The 20,896-nt window shown below is 65.2% G+C and carries 13 protein-coding genes; 7 read left to right on the top strand and 6 right to left on the bottom strand.

All coding sequences use genetic code 11. The features are described 5' to 3' along the window. Window position 1 precedes the first annotated feature (1 nt). The 4 genes from H7F36_RS04780 (at window position 2) to H7F36_RS04765 (ending at window position 2,334) form a co-directional block, all read left to right on the top strand. Window positions 2-304: a hypothetical protein gene (locus H7F36_RS04780; protein ID WP_187053603.1), complete on the top strand. Its 303-nt coding sequence runs from the start codon at window positions 2-4 to the stop codon at window positions 302-304. 476 nt (window positions 305-780) lie between these two features. After that, window positions 781-1,179, top strand: a complete 399-nt coding sequence (locus H7F36_RS04775) for a hypothetical protein (protein WP_187053602.1) — start codon at window positions 781-783, stop codon at window positions 1,177-1,179. A gap of 279 nt (window positions 1,180-1,458) precedes the next feature. Next, window positions 1,459-1,884: a hypothetical protein gene (locus H7F36_RS04770; protein WP_187053601.1), complete on the top strand. Its 426-nt coding sequence runs from the start codon at window positions 1,459-1,461 to the stop codon at window positions 1,882-1,884. A gap of 60 nt (window positions 1,885-1,944) precedes the next feature. After that, a complete protein-coding gene (locus tag H7F36_RS04765) occupies window positions 1,945-2,334 on the top strand; it encodes a hemagglutinin repeat-containing protein (RefSeq protein WP_261802500.1) in 390 nt (129 codons plus the stop codon). On the opposite strand, the gene H7F36_RS04760 is transcribed toward H7F36_RS04765, so the two are convergent. Next, a complete protein-coding gene (locus H7F36_RS04760; protein WP_187053600.1) occupies window positions 2,250-4,670 on the bottom strand; it encodes a PhoX family protein in 2,421 nt (806 codons plus the stop codon). The genes H7F36_RS04765 and H7F36_RS04760 overlap by 85 nt on opposite strands. A 122-nt stretch (window positions 4,671-4,792) precedes the next feature. On the opposite strand from H7F36_RS04760, the gene mdeB reads away from it, so the two are divergent. From mdeB to H7F36_RS04745, 3 genes are all read left to right on the top strand, one after another. Further along, window positions 4,793-7,498 carry an alpha-ketoglutarate dehydrogenase gene (gene mdeB / locus H7F36_RS04755; protein ID WP_187053599.1) on the top strand — a complete coding sequence of 902 codons (2,706 nt, stop codon included), beginning with the start codon at window positions 4,793-4,795 and terminating at the stop codon, window positions 7,496-7,498. 21 nt (window positions 7,499-7,519) lie between these two features. Then, window positions 7,520-10,138, top strand: coding sequence for an autotransporter outer membrane beta-barrel domain-containing protein (locus tag H7F36_RS04750; RefSeq protein WP_187053598.1), 2,619 nt, complete (start codon window positions 7,520-7,522; stop codon window positions 10,136-10,138). A gap of 65 nt (window positions 10,139-10,203) precedes the next feature. Continuing rightward, entirely contained in the window at window positions 10,204-11,910 is a 1,707-nt protein-coding gene (locus tag H7F36_RS04745) for a putative bifunctional diguanylate cyclase/phosphodiesterase (RefSeq protein WP_261802499.1), read from the top strand. 22 nt (window positions 11,911-11,932) lie between these two features. Here H7F36_RS04745 and H7F36_RS04740 read toward each other — a convergent pair whose 3' ends face one another. The 5 genes from H7F36_RS04740 to bcsR are packed head-to-tail and all read right to left on the bottom strand — an operon-like array spanning window position 11,933 to window position 20,712. Then, on the bottom strand, window positions 11,933-14,809 hold the full coding sequence (locus H7F36_RS04740) for a cellulose biosynthesis protein BcsC (RefSeq protein WP_261802498.1): 2,877 nt from the start codon (window positions 14,807-14,809) through the stop codon (window positions 11,933-11,935). Continuing rightward, window positions 14,806-15,984, bottom strand: a complete 1,179-nt coding sequence (bcsZ, locus tag H7F36_RS04735; RefSeq protein WP_187053596.1) for a cellulose synthase complex periplasmic endoglucanase BcsZ — start codon at window positions 15,982-15,984, stop codon at window positions 14,806-14,808. The genes H7F36_RS04740 and bcsZ overlap by 4 nt, the downstream gene beginning before the upstream one ends. Continuing rightward, window positions 15,981-18,299 (bottom strand): cellulose biosynthesis cyclic di-GMP-binding regulatory protein BcsB, encoded by a 2,319-nt coding sequence (gene bcsB, locus H7F36_RS04730; protein WP_187053595.1) that lies wholly within the window; start codon window positions 18,297-18,299, stop codon window positions 15,981-15,983. The genes bcsZ and bcsB overlap by 4 nt, the downstream gene beginning before the upstream one ends. After that, window positions 18,299-20,500 (bottom strand): UDP-forming cellulose synthase catalytic subunit, encoded by a 2,202-nt coding sequence (gene bcsA, locus H7F36_RS04725; protein WP_187053594.1) that lies wholly within the window; start codon window positions 20,498-20,500, stop codon window positions 18,299-18,301. Before bcsA ends, bcsB begins: the two co-directional genes overlap by 1 nt. Continuing rightward, window positions 20,482-20,712 carry a BcsR/BcsP family cellulose biosynthesis protein gene (bcsR, locus tag H7F36_RS04720; protein WP_187053593.1) on the bottom strand — a complete coding sequence of 77 codons (231 nt, stop codon included), beginning with the start codon at window positions 20,710-20,712 and terminating at the stop codon, window positions 20,482-20,484. Before bcsR ends, bcsA begins: the two co-directional genes overlap by 19 nt. Window positions 20,713-20,896: the final 184 nt, after the last annotated feature.

Below are 20,896 nucleotides of genomic sequence, written 5' to 3'. Positions count from 1 at the left end.
CATGAATAATTTGACTTCCGTTGTTGTTCCTGAGCCTGCGCAGTTTTATTGCGAGGCAGATGAACGCAATTTCTTCACATGGCTTTCAGGCATTGATGGAATTTCCAAGTATGTTGGAACTCAATCTGGGTTAAACCTAACGATTCCTACTCCTATGGATCGCGGAAGCTTCTATGATCTTGTTGGTCTGCTTTCGCGGTACTCGTTGGATTTAAAGTGTCTAAGACCGTTGACAATAAATCATCCTGACCAGTGGTTTACTGATAAAAAAAACTATTGGTACGAGAAAGTCTTTTCTTCCTGATGAACGAGAGTTAGTCACAAAAGGCGAACTTGGCGCCATAGGGGCAGAGAAACGGGGGCTCGAGTTGCAATTGCCAAGGACGCTACGATCCCTCCATTGAGCAATGGGTTGGGCCGCCGCCGTTGCCCAACCTCAATCTGGACGACCTGATCAAACCAAGCTCTATCCTCGATGTCATCTGGGGCAAGTACGCTGATTTCGCAAATCTTGTCTTGCAGGCGGCCTCGAATACTGCACCAGGCAAGGGAGGATCCAGCCAGCAGCTCAGTTTCCCATCCGAACAATCCAGGCAACATGCCAGGTGACTTTGAAAATATCCGAGGCACACGGGGTAAATTGGACACCAACGATGGGTCGGTCTGGGAGCGTGATATTTCAGGCCACGGCGGCGAACAGCGGAAACGTTGGCCAAGTAAGGATGCTTGGGAGCGTGGAGATAAACCCAACAGTGTGTGGTCAGATGGAAGAATTCGAAAATGACCTTAAATAAATTGGATGCCTCAGGTCTTTATTTTCCAATACTCTTTGAGAGGGCATTGCAGGATTGGCCGCCCATAATAGAAATGCGTCGGTTGGAAAGAGCTGACGCAGAAAATTACAGTGTTTTAGGGCTTGCGCTACAGGTTGACAATATTGCTGACTCTTATATTGAAGATCCTGAAGAAATAATTATGAGAAATTTGCATACTGCGATATTTTCATCAATTCATTCGGCGGCAAAATATTCTGTTCTTATGGAAATGCGTCATCTGCGATCTTCAGCGGTGAGAGCTAATTTTCATGAGAGGTTGCGTAAGGCAGTCTGTATTAAAGCCTTAAAGTGGACACAGGCCGATATTGCGCTTGTTGACAGATACTTTGCTCAGAACCTTTAGTCTGACGAGCAGCAATATCGTCAAACTACGACGACGCTGACTCAGCACTCTGCAGGCGCCTTGCTGAGCAATCCGACACCCGCGGCAACAGAGCTGTCGCAAGGTGATCATGCAACGCGCCATGGGTTTGCGACGATCCGTATTTCGCCCAATAGCGATGTCTGGAGTCAAAATCCCGACGGTACTTGGACCGACAACGGACCTGCATCCACCTTTACGGGATCGGGGCGACCAAGTGGAAGGACGGGCCGAGATCGCGATAGAAGGCGCTAGGAAAACATGCAAAAACAACTTTCGAACATCGTGCTCCGACTTGTCGTAAGGCACCCAACGCTCACATTAGAAGACATCACGCTGGCGGTAGCACATGAGCCTGAAATTGGCCACAGCGTGGGCTTGATGCGACGCGCGCCTACAGGGGAGAGGTTGGCAGGGTTTTACGCCGACAGCTTATGGGGTCGGAGTGAAGAATTAATGACCCAAAAAGATCCGTTCCGAAGTGCCGTTGAACTGTTTGAAAAACTGGAGGCCAACGGTGCAAATTTCAAAATGCTTAAGGAATTGAAAACGCTAACCAATCTATGGATTGACATCTTCGATGTTTCCAATGTTGGTGGTGTCCTGAGCTTAGAGACGATGAGTTTCTTTCAAACTCGAAATATTGGTTTAGGCGTCGAACTGTTTCATAACCAAAGTCAGGCTTAATTCGCCAGAACCGAAACCAGCAGCACGGCGGTCGGCTCGACCGTCTGGGCGGCCGCCAACGTGAAAATCACGGCCACCGGCGGCGGTGCCGACAGCAACCTCACCGCCACCGCCACCGCCACCGGTGCCACCCTCAGCGGCAGCAACGTCACGCTCGACGCCGACAACGCCGTCACGCTCCAAGCCGCACAGAACACCACCACCCAGACCGGCAGTTCCAGCGGCAGCAAGCAGACCCTGGGCGCCAGCTACAGCGTGGGCGAGCAGAACGGCTTCGCCCACGATGTGGGGGCGAGCCAGTCGCGTGCTGTGCTCGCGCTCACCGCCGACACGGTCAAAGCCGATGTCGGCGGCACTCTCAACGTCTACAACCCGATGACCCCGCCGTCGTTCTTGGTGATCATCACCGTTGCCGAACGCGGTCGCGCTACGGCCCCACCGGGACCATAAGGCAGCGCGATGCCGGCGCCGGTGCCTGGCCAATGGCTCTCGTACTTGGTCGGGTCACCGATGTTCGCGGCGGCGGTGTTCTCGCCCGGATGCTGGATGTTGATGAACAGCGCCTTGCCGTCCGGCGACTCGGCCAGGCCAGTCACTTCCGATCCCTTCGGCGCCGTCAAGAAGCGCTTGAAAATCGTGTCGGTCATCTTCTTGCCGGCATAGGTCGTGACGGTCACCGGTGCGGTGCCGGCCGTGCCCGGCTTGCCGTTGGCCTGGTTCACCACGTCGATCTTTCCGCCGTCGCCGTACGTGCCCGGAATGGCAGCCAGCAGCATGCAGTTGGTGACGTCGTAGTAGGCGTTGTCGTCGGTCTCGATCCACAGGATGCCGCTGGCACGGGAGAACCAGCAGCCGTCGGGCTTGGAGAGGTCATTGAAGTCGGAGAGGCCCGACAGGTTCACGTTCTTCTGGTAGTTGACATCGTCCAGCCCTGCATCGGCCTTGGCTTGGCTGCCGAACAGGTAGATGTCCCAGTTGAAGGTGGTGGCCGATGCGTCGTTGCCGGTCTCGCGAATGCGCATGACCTGGCCGTTGACGTCGCCCTTGTTGGCCTGCACCGCAGCGTTTTGCGTGGTGATGGCCTTGTTGTCGAGCCAGTAGCGCGGAAAGGCCGGATCCACGTCGGGGTTGGGCACGTTGTTGTTGCTGGTGGAGCCGACGTTGCCGCGGTCCGGGTTCTCCGTCATGGTGATGTAGATCTCTCCATTGAGCGGGTTCACCGCCGTCCACTCGGGGCGATCGCACTTGGTGGCGCCGGCCGCATCGGCAGCCAGACGCGCGTTGACCAGCACGTCCGCCAGGTCGGTGAAAGCGTAGGCCGTGTTGCCCGAAATCGCCGCGTTGGTCAGGTCGAGCTTGAGCCAGGTGCCGCTGCCGTCGGCGTTGAACTTGGCTGCGTAGAGCGTGCCGTCGTCCAGGTACTTGGCGCCGGTCGCGAGGCGGTCGCTCGGGTTCGCATCGGCCGCGATCCAGGTGGCTTTCGAGACGTACTTGTAGACGTACTCGCTGCGCGAATCGTCGCCCATGTAGAAGGCCAGCGGCTTGCCGACAACCGGGTTGCTCGGCCATGCACCTTCGTGCGCGAAGCGGCCGAGGCCGGTGTGCTTGACGGGTGTGGACGACAGGTCGTACGGATCGATTTCGACGACCCAGCCAAAGGTGTTGTGCGTGTTGCGGAAGTCGTCCGTGCCATCGGTCGATGCGCCGGTTTTGCTGGCGTTCCAGCGTTGGTATTCGGTGCTTGCCGGGTCGGCCGCAACCACGGTCGACCAGCGCTGGCCGCCCGTCACGTTCTGCTTCAGCCCGATGCGCAGGAAGGCCGTGAGTTCCTTGGGCGTGCGTTGCGCATCGTCGGCCGCGCCACGGGTGAAGAAGCCGGCGAAGTTCTCTTCGCAAGTGAGGTACGTGCCCCACGGCGTGTACCCGCTGGCGCAGTTGCCGATCATCCCGCGCGTGGTCGTGCCGGCGGGTGAGTACAGCGTCTTCAGCAAGGCCGAGCCTTTGGCCGGACCGCCGAATGTCATCGGCGTGCGCGGCGTGATGCGGCGGTTGAAGGTCGATGTCTTGACGGTTGCCAGCTTGCCGCCGCTGCGGGCGAGTTCGACCACCGATGCGCCGTGCGCCTCGACTTCTTTCAGCGCTTCGGCTTCGGGCCGTGCACCGGCAGTAGCGCCGGCATTGGTCTGGCCGTTCGGGTGCATGAAGGCCACCGTGCCGTTGATGGCTTCGTGGTTGATGCACATCAGGCCGCGGTCGCTGTTGGTCAGCGTCGGCTTGCCGTCGCCGGTCAGGCCGAAGAAGTGCATGCCGTCGTGCTGGTCGCCGCTGCGTCGGCCGAAGTTGTCGTCGGTGCCGTCGTTCTTGTAGTCGCTGACGGCCGGATCGATCGAGTCGCCGGTCGCGTAGATCACCGTCGCGGTGTAGCCGAGCGGCACGACGATGCTGTCGGCCAGACTCTTGCTCACTGCCGTGAAGCCCAGCGCTGGACCAGCGGCTGGCGCGGGTGCCGGTGCAGGGGGCGGCGGTGCGGGCACCGGTGCGGGAGCGGGCGCCGGCGGAATGATCGGGAAGCCGCCGCTGCTGCCGCCACCGCCGCAGGCACTCAGTGCCAGCGGGCCGAGCGTCGCGGCAGCGAGTGCGCCGACGCCGCCGCGCAGCAAATGCCGCCGATGCATGCGTGTGGCGATGACGTCACCGAGCGCTGTGTTGGCGCTCGGGTTGTTGTCGAAGTCGTCCGGGTCGGCGTACGGATTGACAAGAGAAGTCGGAAGCGTTCTATCGTTCATGGCGGGCTATGGCTTTTGTTGCTGGCTGACGGGAGCCTGACCATATCCACGCGATATGACGGTTTCGTGGCAATGCGCGGCAGTGGCGATACTGTCGAAGCACACCGAATCGGAACCAACGAATGAACGCCTTGTCCACGCTTCAACTCAGTGTCCTCGCTGGCGCGCCCACGGGAGCGTCTACAGGGGATCCTGACCCGCAGGAAACAGCCGAGTGGCGCGACGCCTTCGCCGCGCTGGTCGAAGCCAACGGCCCGGAGCGCGCAAAGCAGATCCTCGACGCTCTTGCCGAGCAGGCCCGCGCTCAACGCATCGGCTGGCAGCCCGAGTTGTGCACGCCGTACGTCAACACCATCGCCGTCGATGCGCAACCGGCCTTCCCCGGCGACCTCGCGATCGAAGAACGCCTGGCCTCCCTCATGCGCTGGAACGCGCTGGCGATGGTGGTGCGCGCCAACCATTCCTACGGCGAACTCGGCGGCCACATCGCCAGCTACGCCAGCGCGGCCGATCTGTTCGAGATGGGCTTCAACCACTTCTTTCATGCCAAGAACGAGGGCCATCGTGGTGATCTGGTGTTCTTCCAGCCGCACAGCGCACCGGGTGTCTACGCACGCGCATTTCTCGAAGGCCGCCTGAGCGAAGACGACCTGCTGCACTACCGCCAGGAGCTGACCGCTCCCGCCTTCACCCAGGGCAAGGGCGCACGCGGCCTGAGCAGCTACCCGCATCCCTACCTGATGCCCGACTTCTGGCAGTTTCCGACCGGCTCGATGGGCATCGGCCCGATCAGCTCGATCTACCACGCGCGCTTCATGCGCTACCTCACCGATCGGCAGCTGCTCGACTGCAGCGCCCGCAATGAAAACGGAAAACACGTCGCAGAGCGACGCGTGTGGGGCGTGTTCGGCGACGGCGAGATGGACGAGCCCGAATCCATGAGCGCACTGACCCTGGCCGCGCGCGAGAAGCTCGACAACCTGGTGTGGGTCGTCAACTGCAACCTGCAGCGCCTGGACGGCCCGGTGCGCGGCAACGGCCGCATCATCGACGAGCTCGAAAAGCTCTTCGCCGGGGCAGGATGGAACGTCGTCAAGCTGATCTGGGGCAGTGACTGGGACGGCCTCTTCGCGCGCGACACCACCGGCGCGCTGGCCCGCGCCTTCGCCAACACGGTCGACGGTCAGATGCAGACCTTCGCCGCAAAGGACGGCCGCTTCAACCGCGACACCTTCTTTGGCCAGAACGAAGAGTTGAAGCGCCTGGCGCAAGGCATGACCGACGAACAGATCGATCGCCTGAAGCGCGGTGGCCACGACTTCGTGAAGATCCACGCCGCCTACGCCGCAGCGGCTGCACACGTCGGGCAGCCGACCGTCATCCTGGCCCACACCAAGAAGGGCTACGGCATGGGTGCGGGGCAAGGCAAGATGACCACGCACTCGCACAAGAAGTTCGAGAGTGCCGACCTCATCGGCTTTCGTAATCGCTTCAACCTGCCGCTCTCGGACGAGCAGGCGACCTCGCTGTCTTTCTACAAGCCGGCCGACGACAGCGCCGAGATGCGCTACCTGAAGGCGCATCGCGAAGCACTCGGTGGCGCGATGCCGCGGCGCGAGACAACCTGCGACGTGGTGCCCGTGCCAGCCATCGATGCCTACGCCAAGTTCGCGCTCGAGGCCGACGGCAAGGACATGAGCACCACCATGGCGTTCGTCCGCATGCTCGGCGCGCTGATGAAAGACAAGGCATTGGGCCCGCGCGTGGTGCCCATCGTGGCCGACGAGGCGCGCACCTTCGGCATGGCGAACCTGTTCAAGCAGGTCGGCATCTATTCGAGCGTGGGCCAGCGCTATGCGCCGGAAGACATCGACACCATCCTGAGCTACCGCGAAGCCACCGACGGGCAGATCCTGGAAGAAGGCATCAGCGAGGCCGGTGCCATCGCCAGCTGGACAGCGGCAGCGACGAGCTACAGCGTGCACGGCCTCGCGATGCTGCCGTTCTACATCTACTACTCGATGTTCGGCTTCCAGCGCGTCGGCGACCAGATCTGGGCCGCTGCCGACCAGCGCTCGCGCGGCTTCCTGCTGGGCGCCACATCGGGCCGCACCACTCTCGGCGGCGAAGGGCTGCAGCACCAGGATGGCACCAGCCATTTGATCGCCGCGACCATCCCCAATTGCAAGGCTTACGACCCGGCCTTCGCCGGCGAAATGGCGGTGATCATCGATGCGGGCATGCGCGAGATGCTGGTCGAGCAGAAGGACGTTTTCTACTACGTGACGTTGATGAACGAGAACTACGCGCAGCCGAGCCTGCCGGCGCAAGTGCATGCGGATGTGTTGCGCGGGTGCTATCGGTTCGGGCGGTATGGAGAAGCCAAGGGTAAGACGGAAGCCGCACACGTCACGCTGTTGGGCTCCGGCGCCATCCTCACCGAAGTCGTCAAGGCTGCGCAGCTACTGGCGAGCGAAGGCGCAACTGTCGATGTGTTCAGCGTTACCAGCTGGAGCGAGCTGGCGCGTGACGGTACCGCGTGCGAGCAGGCGGCGTTGCGTGGCGATGCCGTATCGACGCCCTTCATCGCGCAGCAGCTCGGCCAGGGTGCAGGTCCGATCGTCGCCGCCACCGACTACGTTCGCGCCGTGCCCGAGAGCGTTCGCGCCTACCTGCCCGAAGGCCGCCGATACCTCACGCTCGGTACCGATGGCTTCGGGCGCAGCGACACGCGCGCCGCACTGCGAGATTTCTTCGGTGTCGATGCGGCCAGCATCGTGCGGGCGGTGCGCCATGTCAATCTAAAAGCTGACTGGTCGACGGCGTAGCCCTATGCTAAATATCGGGGCATGTTGAAGCTTCGATACTCCTTGGGTTCGGTGAATGTCGTGAGCGCCCTGAGCGCCGGACTGTTTTGCACCGCAGGCCACGCGGCCTGCCTACCCACGACGACGCCGACCACAGGCGGCACGGTGGTGTGCAGCGGCGTGATCACTGGTTCCACCAGCGTGATCGCCGATCCCGGCAGTACCAACGTCGACATCAGCGTGAGCCCGGGTGCCTCGCTCGCCACCAGCGCTACGCAGGCACTGCTGGTGCGCGACGCCAGCAGCATCACCAACAACGGGCAGATCACAGTGTCGGGCGGCTCGGGTGCGGCGCGCGCGGCGATGGGTGCGACCGGCAACGACAACACGCTGACGAACAACGGCGCGATCCGCACCACCAGCGGCGGCACGGCCGGCATCTCGACACCGTCGGGCAGCAGCACGCGCACTCTCATCACCAACGCTGGCAGCATCGTGACGACAGGCGGTGCCTCGCACGGCGTCTTCACTTTCGGGCCGGGTAACACGGTCGTCAACAGCGGCAGCATCACGACCAACGGCACAGCGGCCAAGGGCGTCTATATGCAGGGCGGCAACGGCGTAGCCAACGTGCTCATCAACACCGGCACCATCACCGCGCTGGGCGCCAACACATCACCGACCTCGGGCTTTGCCGATGCGGTTCATGCCAACACGGTGGGTGCCAGCACCTTCTTTTCGCGTGTCGAGAACCGCGCGGGAGGCGCGATGTTCAGTGCCAGCTCGTATGCCTACCGCGGACAGAACGGCCAGGACGTGCTGGTCAACGCGGGCACGCTCGAGGGCCACGGCGGCACCTCCAACGACGGCGCCGTGTTCATGGGACCGCTGGGCACCGGCACGCTGATCCTGCAGACCGGCTCGGTCATTCGCGGCGCGGCCGACGGGGGGGGCGCAACCAGCAGCGGTTTCCTCGAAGGTACGGGCACGGTCGACAACGTGTTTCGCAACTTCCGCAACCTGACGATGCGCGGCACGCAATGGTCGTGGAAGACCGACGCCACTTTCACCGACAGCATCCGCGTGGAGAGCGGCCGCTTCGACCTCACTGCCGCGCTCACCAGCCCGGTGATCCAGGTGCTCCCCGGCACCACGGTCGCGGGCACCGGCACGTTCGTCGGGAACGTGACCAACAGCGGCACCTTGCTGCCGGGGCCGGGCGCCGGCAACGGCTTCGGCGTGTTCACGGTGCGCGGCAACTACACCGGCGTCGGTGCGTTGATGCAGCTCAACACCGTGCTCGGCAGCGACAACTCGCCAGCCGACAAACTGGTCATCGACGGTGGCCGTGCGTCAGGGTCCACCGGCATCCAGGTCGTCAACCGGGGCGGTCTCGGTGCGGCGACGCGGGCCGATGGAATCCAGGTGGTGCAGACGGTCAACGGCGGCACGACCGCGGCGGGCGCGTTCTCGCTGACGCAGCCGCTCGAAGTCGGTGCCTATGGCTATCGCCTGTTTCGCGGTGGCGCGACCGGCGGCAACCCAGAGAGCTGGTACCTGCGCTCGTCGGGCTACTCGGTCGGCGGTACGGTGGTCGGGTCGATCGCGGAGGCGACGGCACTGGTCCTATCGACCACGGGTGGCTCGGGCACGCCGGCGGAAGTGGCGATCGCCTCGGCCACCGCGGCAGCGTCGGAACCGGTCACGCTGTATCGCCCCGAGGTCGCGCTCTATAGCGCCGTGCCGATGGTGGTGCGCAGTATCGGGCTGGCGCAGCTCAGCACCTTCAACGACCGCCAGGGCGATACGACTTTGCTGACCCGGGACAACGGATCGCAGGCCTCGTGGGGCCGCGCCTTTGGCCAGAACACGCGGCAGCGCCTGCGCGGCGATGCCGACCCGCAATTCGACGGTACCGTGAGCGGGCTGCAACTGGGGCACGACTTCATCGCCCGCACCACCGACAGCGGCGCACGCGACCGCGCCGGTCTGCTGGCCGGCTACACGCGCGGCAGCGGCGATGTCAGCGGCATGTCGAGCGGATACGCCGATGCGGCGGTCGGCCGCTTGAGCGTGGAGGGCTACAGCGTCGGCGCCTATTGGACGCACATCGCAGCGTCCGGCTGGTACAGCGATGCTGTGCTCATGGGCACGCGGTTCAAGGTCGACGCGCTGTCGACGCTGGCCCGCGGCGGCCGACCGCATGGCAGCACGGTGAGCGCGTCGCTCGAAAGCGGCTACCCGATCGCGCTCGGCGAGCACGCGACGCTCGAGCCTCAGGCGCAGCTGATCTGGCAGCGCAGCACGATCGACGATTTCTACGACGGCGTGTCGGCGATCCGCTTCACCCGAGACCACGCGATCACCGCACGCCTCGGTGCCCGGCTCGAAGGGCGATTCGGCGCGGAGGCGGCCCAATGGAGGCCTTACCTCAAGGCAAATCTCTGGCATACCTTCGGCGGCACCGGCGACGTGTTGCTGGGGACCGCCACCAGCGTGGGCACGCGACGCAATGCCAGCGCGCTGGAAGTCGGCGTCGGCGTGACCGGCGCCCTGAACAAGCCGGTGGCTGTGTATGCGGGGCTGTCGTACATCGGCGCGATCGGCATCACCGAGCAAAAGGGTGTGCAGGGACAACTCGGCATGCGGGTGCGCTGGTAGCTGTTTGGGCGCCGGAGCCCATTGCGGCGACCCGGGCGGGCCTACTTTGGTGAACAATCGCTGTCATGTTCACCCGCACGCTCGTCGGCCACCTCAAGATTCGCGATGGGCAGATCCTCTGGGCCGACGTGGACGCGCACCACCTGCTGGGCTACGCGCCGGGCTCGCTGGCTGATCTGCCGTTTGCCGAGGTGCTCGAACCGGTGGCCGTTGAAGCGGGAGTCGGGGGTGGCCCCACGCTCGGCGCAAAAACCGCATTCAACACCGAAGCCCTGAGCGACGTCGCGGTGCCGGCGCTGGGCGTGGTCGAGCGCGACAACGTCGTCCTGCGCGGGCTGCACGGCGAGGGCCTGCTGGTCGACATGCGTGCGGAGCGCATGGACGACCAATCCATCCTGTGGAGCTTCTGCCTGAAGATGAGCCGCGTGCGCGCCGAGCGGCTCGACATGCTGTCGCGGCACGACGCACTCACCCGGCTGCCCAACCGCATTCCGACGCTCGAAGAACTGCAGCGCGCGCCGCACATGCACGACGGCGACCCCGAGCGGCTGCTGGCGATCTGCTATCTCGACCTCGACCAGTTCCGCAACGTCAACGACGGCTTTGGCCCGGTCGGCGGCGACGCCGTGTTGCGCGAAGTTGCGCGCCGGCTCAAGGCGGCGGTGCCGCACGATGCCACCGTGGCCCGCGTCGGCGGCGACGAGTTCGCGCTGGTGATGTCTTTCACCAGCCAGGCGCAATGCGACGATTTGATCGAGCAGGTGCTGGCCCGACTGGCCCACCCGTTCCGGCTGCAGGAGCGCACCACGCGCATTCGCGTCAGCGTCGGCGTGGCGTTGATGCGCTATGGCGAGGAGCCGACCGAAGTGCTGCTGCAGCACGCGCGCTATGCGCTCTTTTTTGCCAAGCGCGGTGGTGGCAGTCAGGTGCAGTATTTCGATGCGTCGCGCGCGCTCGAGCAGCACCAGGAGCAGCAGATTCGCCAGCGCATCCGAAACGGCCTGGAGCAGAGCGAGTTCGTGCTCGCGTACCAGCCCAAGGTCGACATGGCGCACGGCAAGGTCATCGGCATGGAGGCGCTGGTGCGCTGGCAACATCCGCAATACGGGCTGCTGCAGCCAGTCGCTTTCGTGCCGCTCATCGAAGACCACGAACTGGTCGAGCTGCTCGGCGACTGGGTCATCGGCGAGTCGATGCGGCAGGCGGCAGCGTGGCTCGACGGTGGTTTGCGCACGTCGATCAGCGTCAACATCAGCCCGCGCCATTTGCTGCGGCCCGACTTCATCGAGCGGCTGACGCGGCACCTGGCGCGCTATCCGCAACTGCAGCCCGGCGTGCTCGAACTGGAGATCCTGGAAACCACCGCCATCAAGGACTTCGGTGCTGTGGCCGACTTCATCCTGGCCTGCAAGATGCTCGGTGTGCCGGTCACGCTGGACGACTTCGGCACCGGCTATTCATCGCTCACCTACCTGCGCCAGTTGCCGGTGGCGGCGCTCAAGCTCGACCAGTCTTTCGTGCGCGGCATGGTCGAGGACGCAGAAGACCGGGCCATCGTCGAAGGCATCCTGGTAATGGCGCACGGGCTCGGGCGCAAGGCCATCGCCGAGGGTGTCGAGTCCGTCGCGCACGGCGATGCGCTGATGGCGCTCGGCTGCACGTTCGGCCAGGGCTACGGCATCGCCCGGCCGATGTTCGCGCCGCAGATTCCGGAGTGGATCGCGGAGTTCGAGCGCGCGCCGCCGTGGGGACACGCGGCGCCTACGGCTTAAGGCGACGCCTCAAAGCAACGCTTCAAAGCAGCGGCGTGTAAGGGGAGCTGAGCGGACGCAGCGTGGCGCCGCCGTTGCGCGACCGGCCTGCCTCCGACGAACCGCCGAACACGTAGCGCAGGTAGACGCCGCCCGTCACCTGGCGGTAGTTCTGCGCATTGTTGAAGCTCAGCAAACCACCGAGGTAGACCTGCGGGGCCAACTGGTATTCGAGCAGGCCGGCCAGGTTGTAGGCGAGGCCGGTCTTGCTCGATTCCAGGTACGAGCCGGTGAACGGCGCGCTGTTGACGCCAAGCGCCGTGGCGACCGCGGTCGCGCGTGCAGCGTCCGACTGGCGTGTGGGGTCGGTCGGGAAGTACGGCGAATCGTTCTGGGTGAACGACTGCACGCCCAACGATGCGTTGAGCCGCCACGACAGACGGTCGTACTGGCCGGTCCAGTCGATTGGAAACGCGACGCTCATGTAGCGCTGCGGACTGAAGTAGCCGCCCTGCCCAAAGGTGTAGTAGCTCAGGTTCTTGCCGTAGTGCAGCAGGTCGATGTTCATGCCCGCGGTGAGGCTCGACGTGGCGCTCTTCATCAGGTGCACGTAGATGCCGCCGCCCAGCTCGGCGCGATCGTTGTTCTGCACGTTGGTGCCGGTCAGCGCGTGGTACGAGCCGTAGCCGTAGAAGCCGTAGGTGCCGTTGTCGCGCGTCAGGTCGAGCCGGCCACCGGTCGCGACCACGCCGCCGAACTTCTCTCCGGTGCGTGCGTCTTTGGCGCCTGCGAAAGACAGCAGGCTGTCGGTCACCGCGCGGCGCGACAGCTCGCCTTTCAGCGACACGTTGTCGCTGAGCTGGCCGGCGTAGCTCACGTTGCCGATGACATTGGTCTCAGAAAAGCCGAGCGGCGTGGTGCCGATGCTGGCGCTCAGGTTCTTGCCTTCATAGCCCAAGCTCAGTCCGACGCCGCTGGCGGTCTGCGAGCCGACGGCCGGTGCGGTGCCCTGCAGTTGCGCGAGCGCGGCGGCCGGCCCGGCGCCGAAGCGACCGGCCGCGCCGAACGCCGGCGACAGCGTGCCGGCATCGAGAAACGTCGGCGTCGCACCGAGCACGATCTTGCCGTTGCCGACCGGGATGCGGGCCTCGATCGGGATCTCCCGGTCCGACAGCCTGCTCATGCCGGCCTCGCCGGCGCGTGTGCGAAAGCTGGTGCCGACGCTCAGGGTCGCGCTGCGCTCGGCTTCGAGGTTGCCGGCATCGCGTAGCGCATCGGCCTGGCCTTGCGCCCACAGGCGGTTCTGCAGCGCCGACATGTCGCGCGTGCGGGCGTTGGCGGGGATGCGATCGAGGTACTGCAGGCCGGACGCCGGGTCACCAGCATCGGATGCGAACAAGGCGCTGGCATACAACGCGTCCGGCTTGTCGGGCTGTGACAGCAAGAGGCCGTCCATCAGGTCGCGAGCCTGTGCCATGAGGCCGTTGCGCCGATAGATGCTGGCGAGGTCGAACCGCACCCACGGGCTGTCGGGCGCGATGAGCATCGCGTCTTCGAGCGTGCGTTGCGCACCGGCATTGTCGCCCGCTTCGACTTGGGCGCGGGCTTGCGCGCGCGCCTGTTCGACGCGCACGCGGGTGCCTTGCCCGGCGTCGCTGAACGGGCCCGCGGCAAGGCGCAGATCGGCCAGCGCGTTCTGCCCGACCGGCTCGCGTGCATCGAGCTTCACAGCGCGCTCCAGCAGCGAGCGCGCGGCGGTCGTGTCGTTCCTGTCGCGCGTCGCGGTGGCCTGGCGGATCAATGTCCAGTAGCTGGCGCTGCGCAAGGCAGATGCCCACTTGCCGCCGTTCGGTGCCTTCGATGCCTGCCGCAGCAACTGCTCGGCTTCGGCAAATCGCTCCTGCTTGAGGCGGACCAAGCCGAGCCCGCCGAGTGCGTCGAGAGCACCCGGCTGCGCACGCAACGCCTGCCGAAAGCGCTGCTGCGCGAGGGCGTTGTCGCCGCGGTCGAGTGCCTTGAAGCCTTCGCTGAGCGCCTTTGCGGCCGGCGAAGCGGTCGATGCCGTGCGTGCTTCCGCCAGCGTGCCGAGCCGCGCCGACACCGCCGGGTCGGGCTGATCCGCGAGGTAGTCCCGATAGAGCGGGGCGTCGGCCGCACGGGCGTCGAGCCAGAGCAACGCCTGCCGCCAGCTTGCCCTGGCGCGGGCCGCCACGCTGGGTTGCTTGGACAGGTCTGCCAGTTGCTTGATGCCGTCGCGCCGGTTCGGCTCGCGGTAGGTGTCGAGCTGCGCCAATGCGAGCCTGGCGTTGAGGTTGCCCTGCTGGCTTTCGATCAGCTGCGCGACGCCCTTGCGTGCTTCGTCGTAGCCTTGCGGCGTGCCGCCAAGCACCCCGTAGAACTCCAGTGCCAGTGGTGTCGGCGGTGGCCGGTTGCCGAACAGCGCGCGATAGAGCTGCACTGCTTCGGCTGCGCGTCCGGCCTGCGCGGCGGCGCGGGCACGCTGCAGGTCGCCGGCGGGCGCACCGGGCTGGCGAGCCTGCTGCTGCAGACGCGCCACACGCGCATCGGTCGGGTGTGCGGTTTGCAGTTGTGTGATCCAGCTGCGCGCGGCTTCGGCATTGCCGCGCGTGAGCTCGACCTGCGCCATGCCGTACATCGCATCGGCCGACTTCGGATCGACGCGCAGCAGCTTCGTCCAGCTCTCTTCCGCGAGCTCGGCGCGACCGAGGCTCTGCCAGTAGTTGCCCTGCTCGATCAGGGCCGAACGCGCGTCGCTCTGCGCGAAAGCCGGACCACCGGCGCCGGCCCCTGCGCACAAGGTACCGAGCAAGCCGAGCCGGACGATCCATTGCCGGGCCGGAGCGCGTTGCCGCACCGAGGTCGGCGACAAAGCGAAGGGCGCATGGAGGGGGGTTTTCATGTCGGTCGTGCGGAAGGACATGGAGACTTCCAATGGGTTTGCAGCTCGCCGGTCTTGCCGAAGGCGAAGCGGCCCTCGAGCCAGCCCTGGCCGAAGAGGATCAGCATGCGTTCGTAGTAGGGGAGCGGCTTGTGCGTCGAGGACGGTGGCGGCAAAAACGGTACGGCGGCGCCTTGTGCCTTGAGGTACGGCAACAGCGCCGCGGTGTAGCCGGTCGGGCCGATGCCCCGGCCGACACCGGTCGACGTGTCGACGTACTCGGGCATCGGCTTGCCCTGCTGAATGGCGCGGCGCGGGCCGTAGAAGCTCTTGAGCAGCATCGTGCGGGCCGGGTCCTCAGCATCCAGCATGCCGGCCCACAAGTACACGCGAATCGCGTCGTAGCTGCCGACCGGCCCCTTGTCCGGGTCGGCGACGAAAGCCTTGTCGTCGCTCGACCAGGCACACCAGTCGGGCGCGAAGCCTTGCGGTGTGACGGCGCTGATCATGCTCAGCGTGTTGTCGGCAATCTCGCCCCACGGCCCTCGCGGGGACTCTTGCTGAAAGTAGCGCAGCAACTGCAGCGGCATGTAGCTCGGATTGAGGCGCCAGGTCGGTCCCTTGGCCACTGACTGCGGCCACGGCAAGAGCATGCGGCCGAGTCCGTCGAGCGTCGTGACCTCGTCGCGCGCGACCATTTGCAGCACGGCCCGGCCGAGCGAGCGATAGCGTGGCAGGTTCCACAGGCGACCTGCTTCGAGCAGGGAATAGGCGATCCACAGGTCAGCGTCGGAAGCCGGATTGCTGTCGAGCACGCCCCATGTCTTGCCGTCGGACATGCGGCCCCACTGCCAGGCCGGCAAGCGAGTGGCAAGACTGCCGCCCGCCAGGTTGGCGTCGGTCCAGGCCAGCACGCGGGCGAAGGTGTCGCGGTCGTTGTGCACCAGCGCAAAGAACAGGCCATAGGACTGGCTCTCGGAGGTCGACTGCTGCTGCGCTGTGTCGAAGTCGATCACGCGGCCATCGGCCTGGATGTGGCGTTTGGCAAAGCTCGACCAGTCGGACGATGCGACACAGCCGCTGGTGGCAGCGCGCGTCCAGAGAGGCAATGCGGCAAGGCTCGCGGCAAGCGGCGACAACGCGAATCCGGCGAGCCAGCGCCGCCGGTCTGCGGCGAAGGAATCGAATGGATTCATTGGCGACGCAAGCGTTTGCGGGCCAGCAATTGCAGACTGGAGAAGGACACGCCGGCACCCAGCAGCGCGACGAGCACGACCAGCCCTGCCAGCAGCAACGGGCTGCGCGACAGGTTCCATTGCAGCCAGGTGAACGGCGGCAGCGTGCCCACGTAGTAGGTCTCGCCGCTCAACAGGCTGCTCACCTGTGCGGCCCGGACGATCGACATGCTGCCCTGGATGCGTTGCAGCAGCTCGGGCGTCAGCAGCGCGTTGACGAGCGCTGGTTGCGAGGCTTCGTTGGCCATCACCGCGACCACGCTGCGACCGGCCCGAAGCGGCGACTGGAAGCCCGCCAGCACGGCATCGGTGCGCTCTTCGAACACCGACATCTGCGTGGTGCCGGTGGGCAGGTCTTCGCGTTGACGCGAGCCCTGGATCAGGTTCAGCGTGTCTTCGAACCAGGTACCGATGTGGAACTGCTCGGCGCCCGGGCCTGCAGCTGCGGCAGGGTCGCGCCGCAACGGCATCTGTGCGGCCCATCGTGTGAAGAGCGGCTGGTTCTTCAGGTTGCCGAGCACCAGCAGATCCTTGTCGGCCCACTGATCGACGTTGGAAGCCGAGCCGACCGTGACGCGCAGGGCGGGGTAGCCGGTCACGTCGCCGATATGGCCCATCAGCGCGAGGTAGGTTTCGATGTCGCCCCGCTCCGCGCGATCGGGCATCACCACCGCGGTTTCGGCCAGGTCGGCCATCCGCGAAAACGGGAAGCCGCCATTTGCATAAGCGGCCAGTTCGGGCATCGCGATGTAGTGCGGAAAGCTCGATACGTCGATGGTCGAGGTCGGGTCGATGCCGCCGCGCACGTTGTCCAGTACGGGTGTGCAGGTGGTCCTCGGCTGCTCGAAGTAGTAGTGCATCCGGAGCTGGCTGCGCGAGCCCATGGCGAGCGGCGGCAGATGCAGCTGGGTGCTGTGCAGGGCCGAGCCATCGGGCAGCAGCTTCAGCGCGAACACGTTCCACCAGGCATCGCTCGCCATGTTGGCCGCACGCAGCGGCAACGATCCGATGAAGGTGTCGTTGACGCTCAGGTTCAGCGTCGACTGGTCGGGCCGCACGCGCGGCGTGTAGCGGTAGTGCAGGTCGAGCGGGATGCCGCGGCTGCGCCAGGTGAAGAGGTCGGGCGGGGTCAGCAGATCGACCTTGACCACTTCCGGCGTGTAGCCCGACACCGAGAAAACGGGCCCCGGTGCCAGCTCGCCGAGCATGACGGCGCGGTCACTCGAAATCCATCGCGGCGCATCGTGCGGCTTGCGCGGCGCGGGCAACTGCAGGTCGGCGATGGTCGATGTCGCGCCGGTGAACGCGCGGCTGTTGAGTGCCAGCGCCGATGCAGCGGTGGTCAGCTCCGCGGCGTTGCGGCCCATCACCAGCAACAGCTTGAAGGCCGGGTCGCGTGGATGGTCGACCACGGTCAGCGTCGGTCCTTCGATGGCTGGCAGGGTGAGGCCTGCGATGCTGCTCTCGGGCGTGGCGAAGACGACTGCGTGCGCCGCAGTGGGCAACTCTCCGGTCGTCACCGGAAAGGTCGCGCCGCGATAGCCGGCAAGCCCGCCGAGCCACGACGACACGATGCCGGCCGCACCCAGCGCGGCGGTGGTCGACGCTGCAGAGGCCGATGCACCAGCGAAGACGAACGGAATGCTCGCGCGCCGCACATCGCGCCGGTCGAAGAAGGGCTGCGGCAGCGTCGCGAGGTCGCTCGTGACCTTGAGCGGCGTCACGTTGAGCGTCAGCGCGCTCGACGCGTCGACGGTGGCCCACAGGCTGCTGTGGTCGGGGTCTTCGCATTCGTTCGTGTAGTGCGCGACCAGCTCGATGTTGATGCGGTTGAAGTCCGCGATGAGCCGGCGGTCGATCGGGATGTCGACGGTCTGCGGCTTGCCTGCCTCGGCCGCGCCATACGGCAAGGTCGTTACCTCGACATCGTTCACGCTCACCTTGAGGTGCGACAGCGCAGGAATGAGCGACGGCGAGAACGCGTAGTTGAGCCGCAGAGAAGCAGCGGTGACGAGCTCGTCGGCACGCACGCTGAACGGAATGCCGACAGTCCCGCTGACGCCACGCAGCTTGATGGCGTAGTTGAGCCCGAGCTGTGTGAGGTTGAGCGTGCGGGGGTCGCCGCTGGCAGCTGGAGCAGCCGCGGGCAATGCCGGCACGGCGCTCGCCGCAGGCCGGGCTTGCGCCCATGCGACATCGGCCGGTGCAGTCGCCAGACCGAGCAGCGCGACGATGCCGAACATGACACCGGAACGGGCAACGAGAGCGGCGCGCATCAGATCGGGTCCTTGGCGTCGCGCAGGGCGGCCGTGGCGGGCGCCGGCGCGTGGAACTTGCCGGCGGCGGTACGCAGATAGTGAGCGAACATGTCTTTGAATCCGATGGCGCTGATGTGCGCGATACGTGCCATGACGCGGTGAGCCGCCATGCGCGGATGGTTGCCCCAGCGCGCGACCCAGATGTCGGCGCGGGCGGTGGTGCATTGCACCAGCGCCCGCTCCTGCGCGAAGCTCATGGGGTCGAAGCGCAGGCCCATCCGCTTGCCGCTGTTGAAGCGAACGGTGGCCGGAAAGCGGTACTCGGTGTTGCCGCGATAGAGCGCGACTTCGACCGGCGTCGCATCCTCGGCCAGCACCTCGGTCGGCAGGTCGAGGGCGAGGCCACCGGTCGAAAAATCGGAGGTGGTGCAGCGCATCGAACGGCCGTCGGCAAAGTGCAGCGTGGCCGGCACTTCGAGCGCGACGCGATGCGCGCTGCGCACCTGGCGCGACTCGTTGGCGGCCGCCACGCAGGCGCCAAGAATCATCAGGTTGTAGACGGTCCACGCCAGGTTGAGCCACACCGTCGCGATGTTGTCGGCATCCACGAAGGTGAGGCGCCACAAGCCGACGACGACGCCGACGAAGTTGATCGCCATCAGCAACATGCTCGCGCGCGCGATCTCGGTGTCGAAATATTGCTTCTGGATCAGGCCGCCCTTGGCCGTCACGTTGAAGCTGCCGAGCTTGGGATTGATGAGCGCGACCAGCGTCGGCCTGAAGATGTACCAGGCCAGTACCGCCTCGTACACCTCGTTCCAGAACAGGTACCTGAACCGCCCCTGCACCCGGCTGTTGGTGAAGTTGGCGTGGAACACGTGCGGCAGCGCGTAGGCGAAGATCATCGAGGCCGACGCGTGGATCACGCTCGCGCCGAAGAACAGGTAAGCCAGTGGCGCCGTCAGGTAAATGATGCGCGGCAGGCCGTACAGGAAGTGCAGCATCGCGTTGAGGTAGCAAAGGCGCTGCGCCCAGCTCAGGCCCTTGCCGAACAACGGGTTGTCGATGCGAAAGATCTGGGTCATGCCGCGCGCCCAGCGAATGCGTTGCCCGACATGGCCCGACAGGCTTTCGGTCGCCAGGCCGGCCGCTTGCGGCAGCGCGAGGTACGCGGTGCTGTAGCCGAGCCGATGGATCTTGAGCGCGGTGTGCGCGTCTTCGGTCACCGTCTCGGTGGCGATACCGCCGACCTCTTCGCAGATGGTCCGCCGCAGCACGGCGCACGAGCCGCAAAAGAAGGTCGCGTTCCAGAGGTCGTTGCCGTCCTGGATGAGGCCGTAGAACAACTCGCCTTCGTTCGGCACTGTGCCGAAGGTATCGAGGTTCTTCTCGAAAGGATCGGGCGAGAAGAAGTAGTGCGGCAACTGCACCATGCCGAGCTTGGGCTCGCGGTCGAACCAGCCCAATGCGATCTGCATGAACGACCGCGTCGGGATGTGGTCGCAGTCGAAGATGGCGACGAACTCACCGCTGGTGTTCTTCAGCGCGGCGTTGATGTTGCCGGCCTTGGCGTGCTTGTTGTCGGTGCGGGTGACGTGCGCGACACCGACCGCCTCGCAGAACACGCGGAACTCTTCGCGCCGCCCGTCGTCCAGCACGAAGATGTTGATCTTGTCGCGCGGCCAGTCGATGGCCTGCGCGGCAAGCACCGTCGGGCGCACCACCGACAGTGGCTCGTTGTAGGTCGGAATGAAGACGTCGATGGTCGGCCAGACTGCCGGGTCGGCCGGCATGGGTACGGGCTTGCGGCCGAGCGGCCAAGCGGTCTGGACATAGCCGAGCAGCAGCACGATGAAGGCGTAGACCTCCGCCATCAACAGACCCGCGCCGAGCACGACCTGGAGCGCGCTGTCCATGGTCATCGTCTCGGTCACGCGCCAGTACATGTAGCGCGACGATGCCACCACGGAAAGAAAGATCAGCACCAGGCTGGCGAAGCGTCCGGCAAAGCGGTTGACCACGAGACCGGTGATCAAAATGACAACCGACAGCGTGAGCTGCTGGTGCAGCGTCAACGGCGTGATGACGACGGCGGGCAGTAGCGCGAAGGTGGCGACCCAAGCGACGACGCGCAGCACTGGATGGTCGAGCAGCAGCGACTCGGCCGGTGGCGACTCGGGCGGCAGCGTGACGACGTTGGTCAGCTGGGTCTGCGCCATCGGGACAGCAAGCCACGCCGTGCCGTCGCGGCGGAGGGCGGCACAGGCTCGGGCGCCGGTGCAGTAGCGGGGAAAGGCGAAATCAGTGGTCGTACGCCCACATCGGCAGCGGGCTCGTCGCGTGGCGCGAACTCCTTGTATGTCGTCGGGTCGCCGCCGAACTTACGGAACAGGCAAGCGATGTCCTCCGGCTGATCGCCTTCGGTCGTCATGGAAATTCAAGGCCGTCACTCGACTCGGCAGCGAATGCCCGACCGAATTCGGGCCACTGAACCGAGCAAGTAGAACGTTCGTGGTACTTCAAGAGGGTTTTGTGGGAAATCATGAGCGAATCTGAGAGATTTCATTTTCGCGGACGACCTCCTCGTTGCCAACCAACATGGCGTGTACGACAGC

Source organism: Variovorax sp. PAMC28562 (assembly GCF_014303735.1).
Taxonomy (GTDB): domain Bacteria; phylum Pseudomonadota; class Gammaproteobacteria; order Burkholderiales; family Burkholderiaceae_C; genus Variovorax.
Note: the sequence above shows the minus strand (reverse complement) of the source record. Positions and strands in the feature narration are given on the sequence as shown.

Bases quoted from the DNA above. Each gene is read 5' to 3' on its own strand.
- H7F36_RS04780 (WP_187053603.1), top strand. From the start codon at position 2: ATGAATAATTTGACTTCCGTTGTTGTTCCTGAGCCTGCGCAGTTTTAT.
- H7F36_RS04775 (WP_187053602.1), top strand. From the start codon at position 781: ATGACCTTAAATAAATTGGATGCCTCAGGTCTTTATTTTCCAATACTC.
- H7F36_RS04770 (WP_187053601.1), top strand. From the start codon at position 1,459: ATGCAAAAACAACTTTCGAACATCGTGCTCCGACTTGTCGTAAGGCAC.
- H7F36_RS04760 (WP_187053600.1), bottom strand. From the start codon at position 4,670: ATGAACGATAGAACGCTTCCGACTTCTCTTGTCAATCCGTACGCCGAC.
- mdeB (WP_187053599.1), top strand. From the start codon at position 4,793: ATGAACGCCTTGTCCACGCTTCAACTCAGTGTCCTCGCTGGCGCGCCC.
- H7F36_RS04750 (WP_187053598.1), top strand. From the start codon at position 7,520: ATGTTGAAGCTTCGATACTCCTTGGGTTCGGTGAATGTCGTGAGCGCC.
- H7F36_RS04745 (WP_261802499.1), top strand. From the start codon at position 10,204: ATGTTCACCCGCACGCTCGTCGGCCACCTCAAGATTCGCGATGGGCAG.
- H7F36_RS04740 (WP_261802498.1), bottom strand. From the start codon at position 14,809: ATGAAAACCCCCCTCCATGCGCCCTTCGCTTTGTCGCCGACCTCGGTG.
- bcsZ (WP_187053596.1), bottom strand. From the start codon at position 15,984: ATGAATCCATTCGATTCCTTCGCCGCAGACCGGCGGCGCTGGCTCGCC.
- bcsB (WP_187053595.1), bottom strand. From the start codon at position 18,299: ATGCGCGCCGCTCTCGTTGCCCGTTCCGGTGTCATGTTCGGCATCGTC.
- bcsA (WP_187053594.1), bottom strand. From the start codon at position 20,500: ATGGCGCAGACCCAGCTGACCAACGTCGTCACGCTGCCGCCCGAGTCG.
- bcsR (WP_187053593.1), bottom strand. From the start codon at position 20,712: ATGACGACCGAAGGCGATCAGCCGGAGGACATCGCTTGCCTGTTCCGT.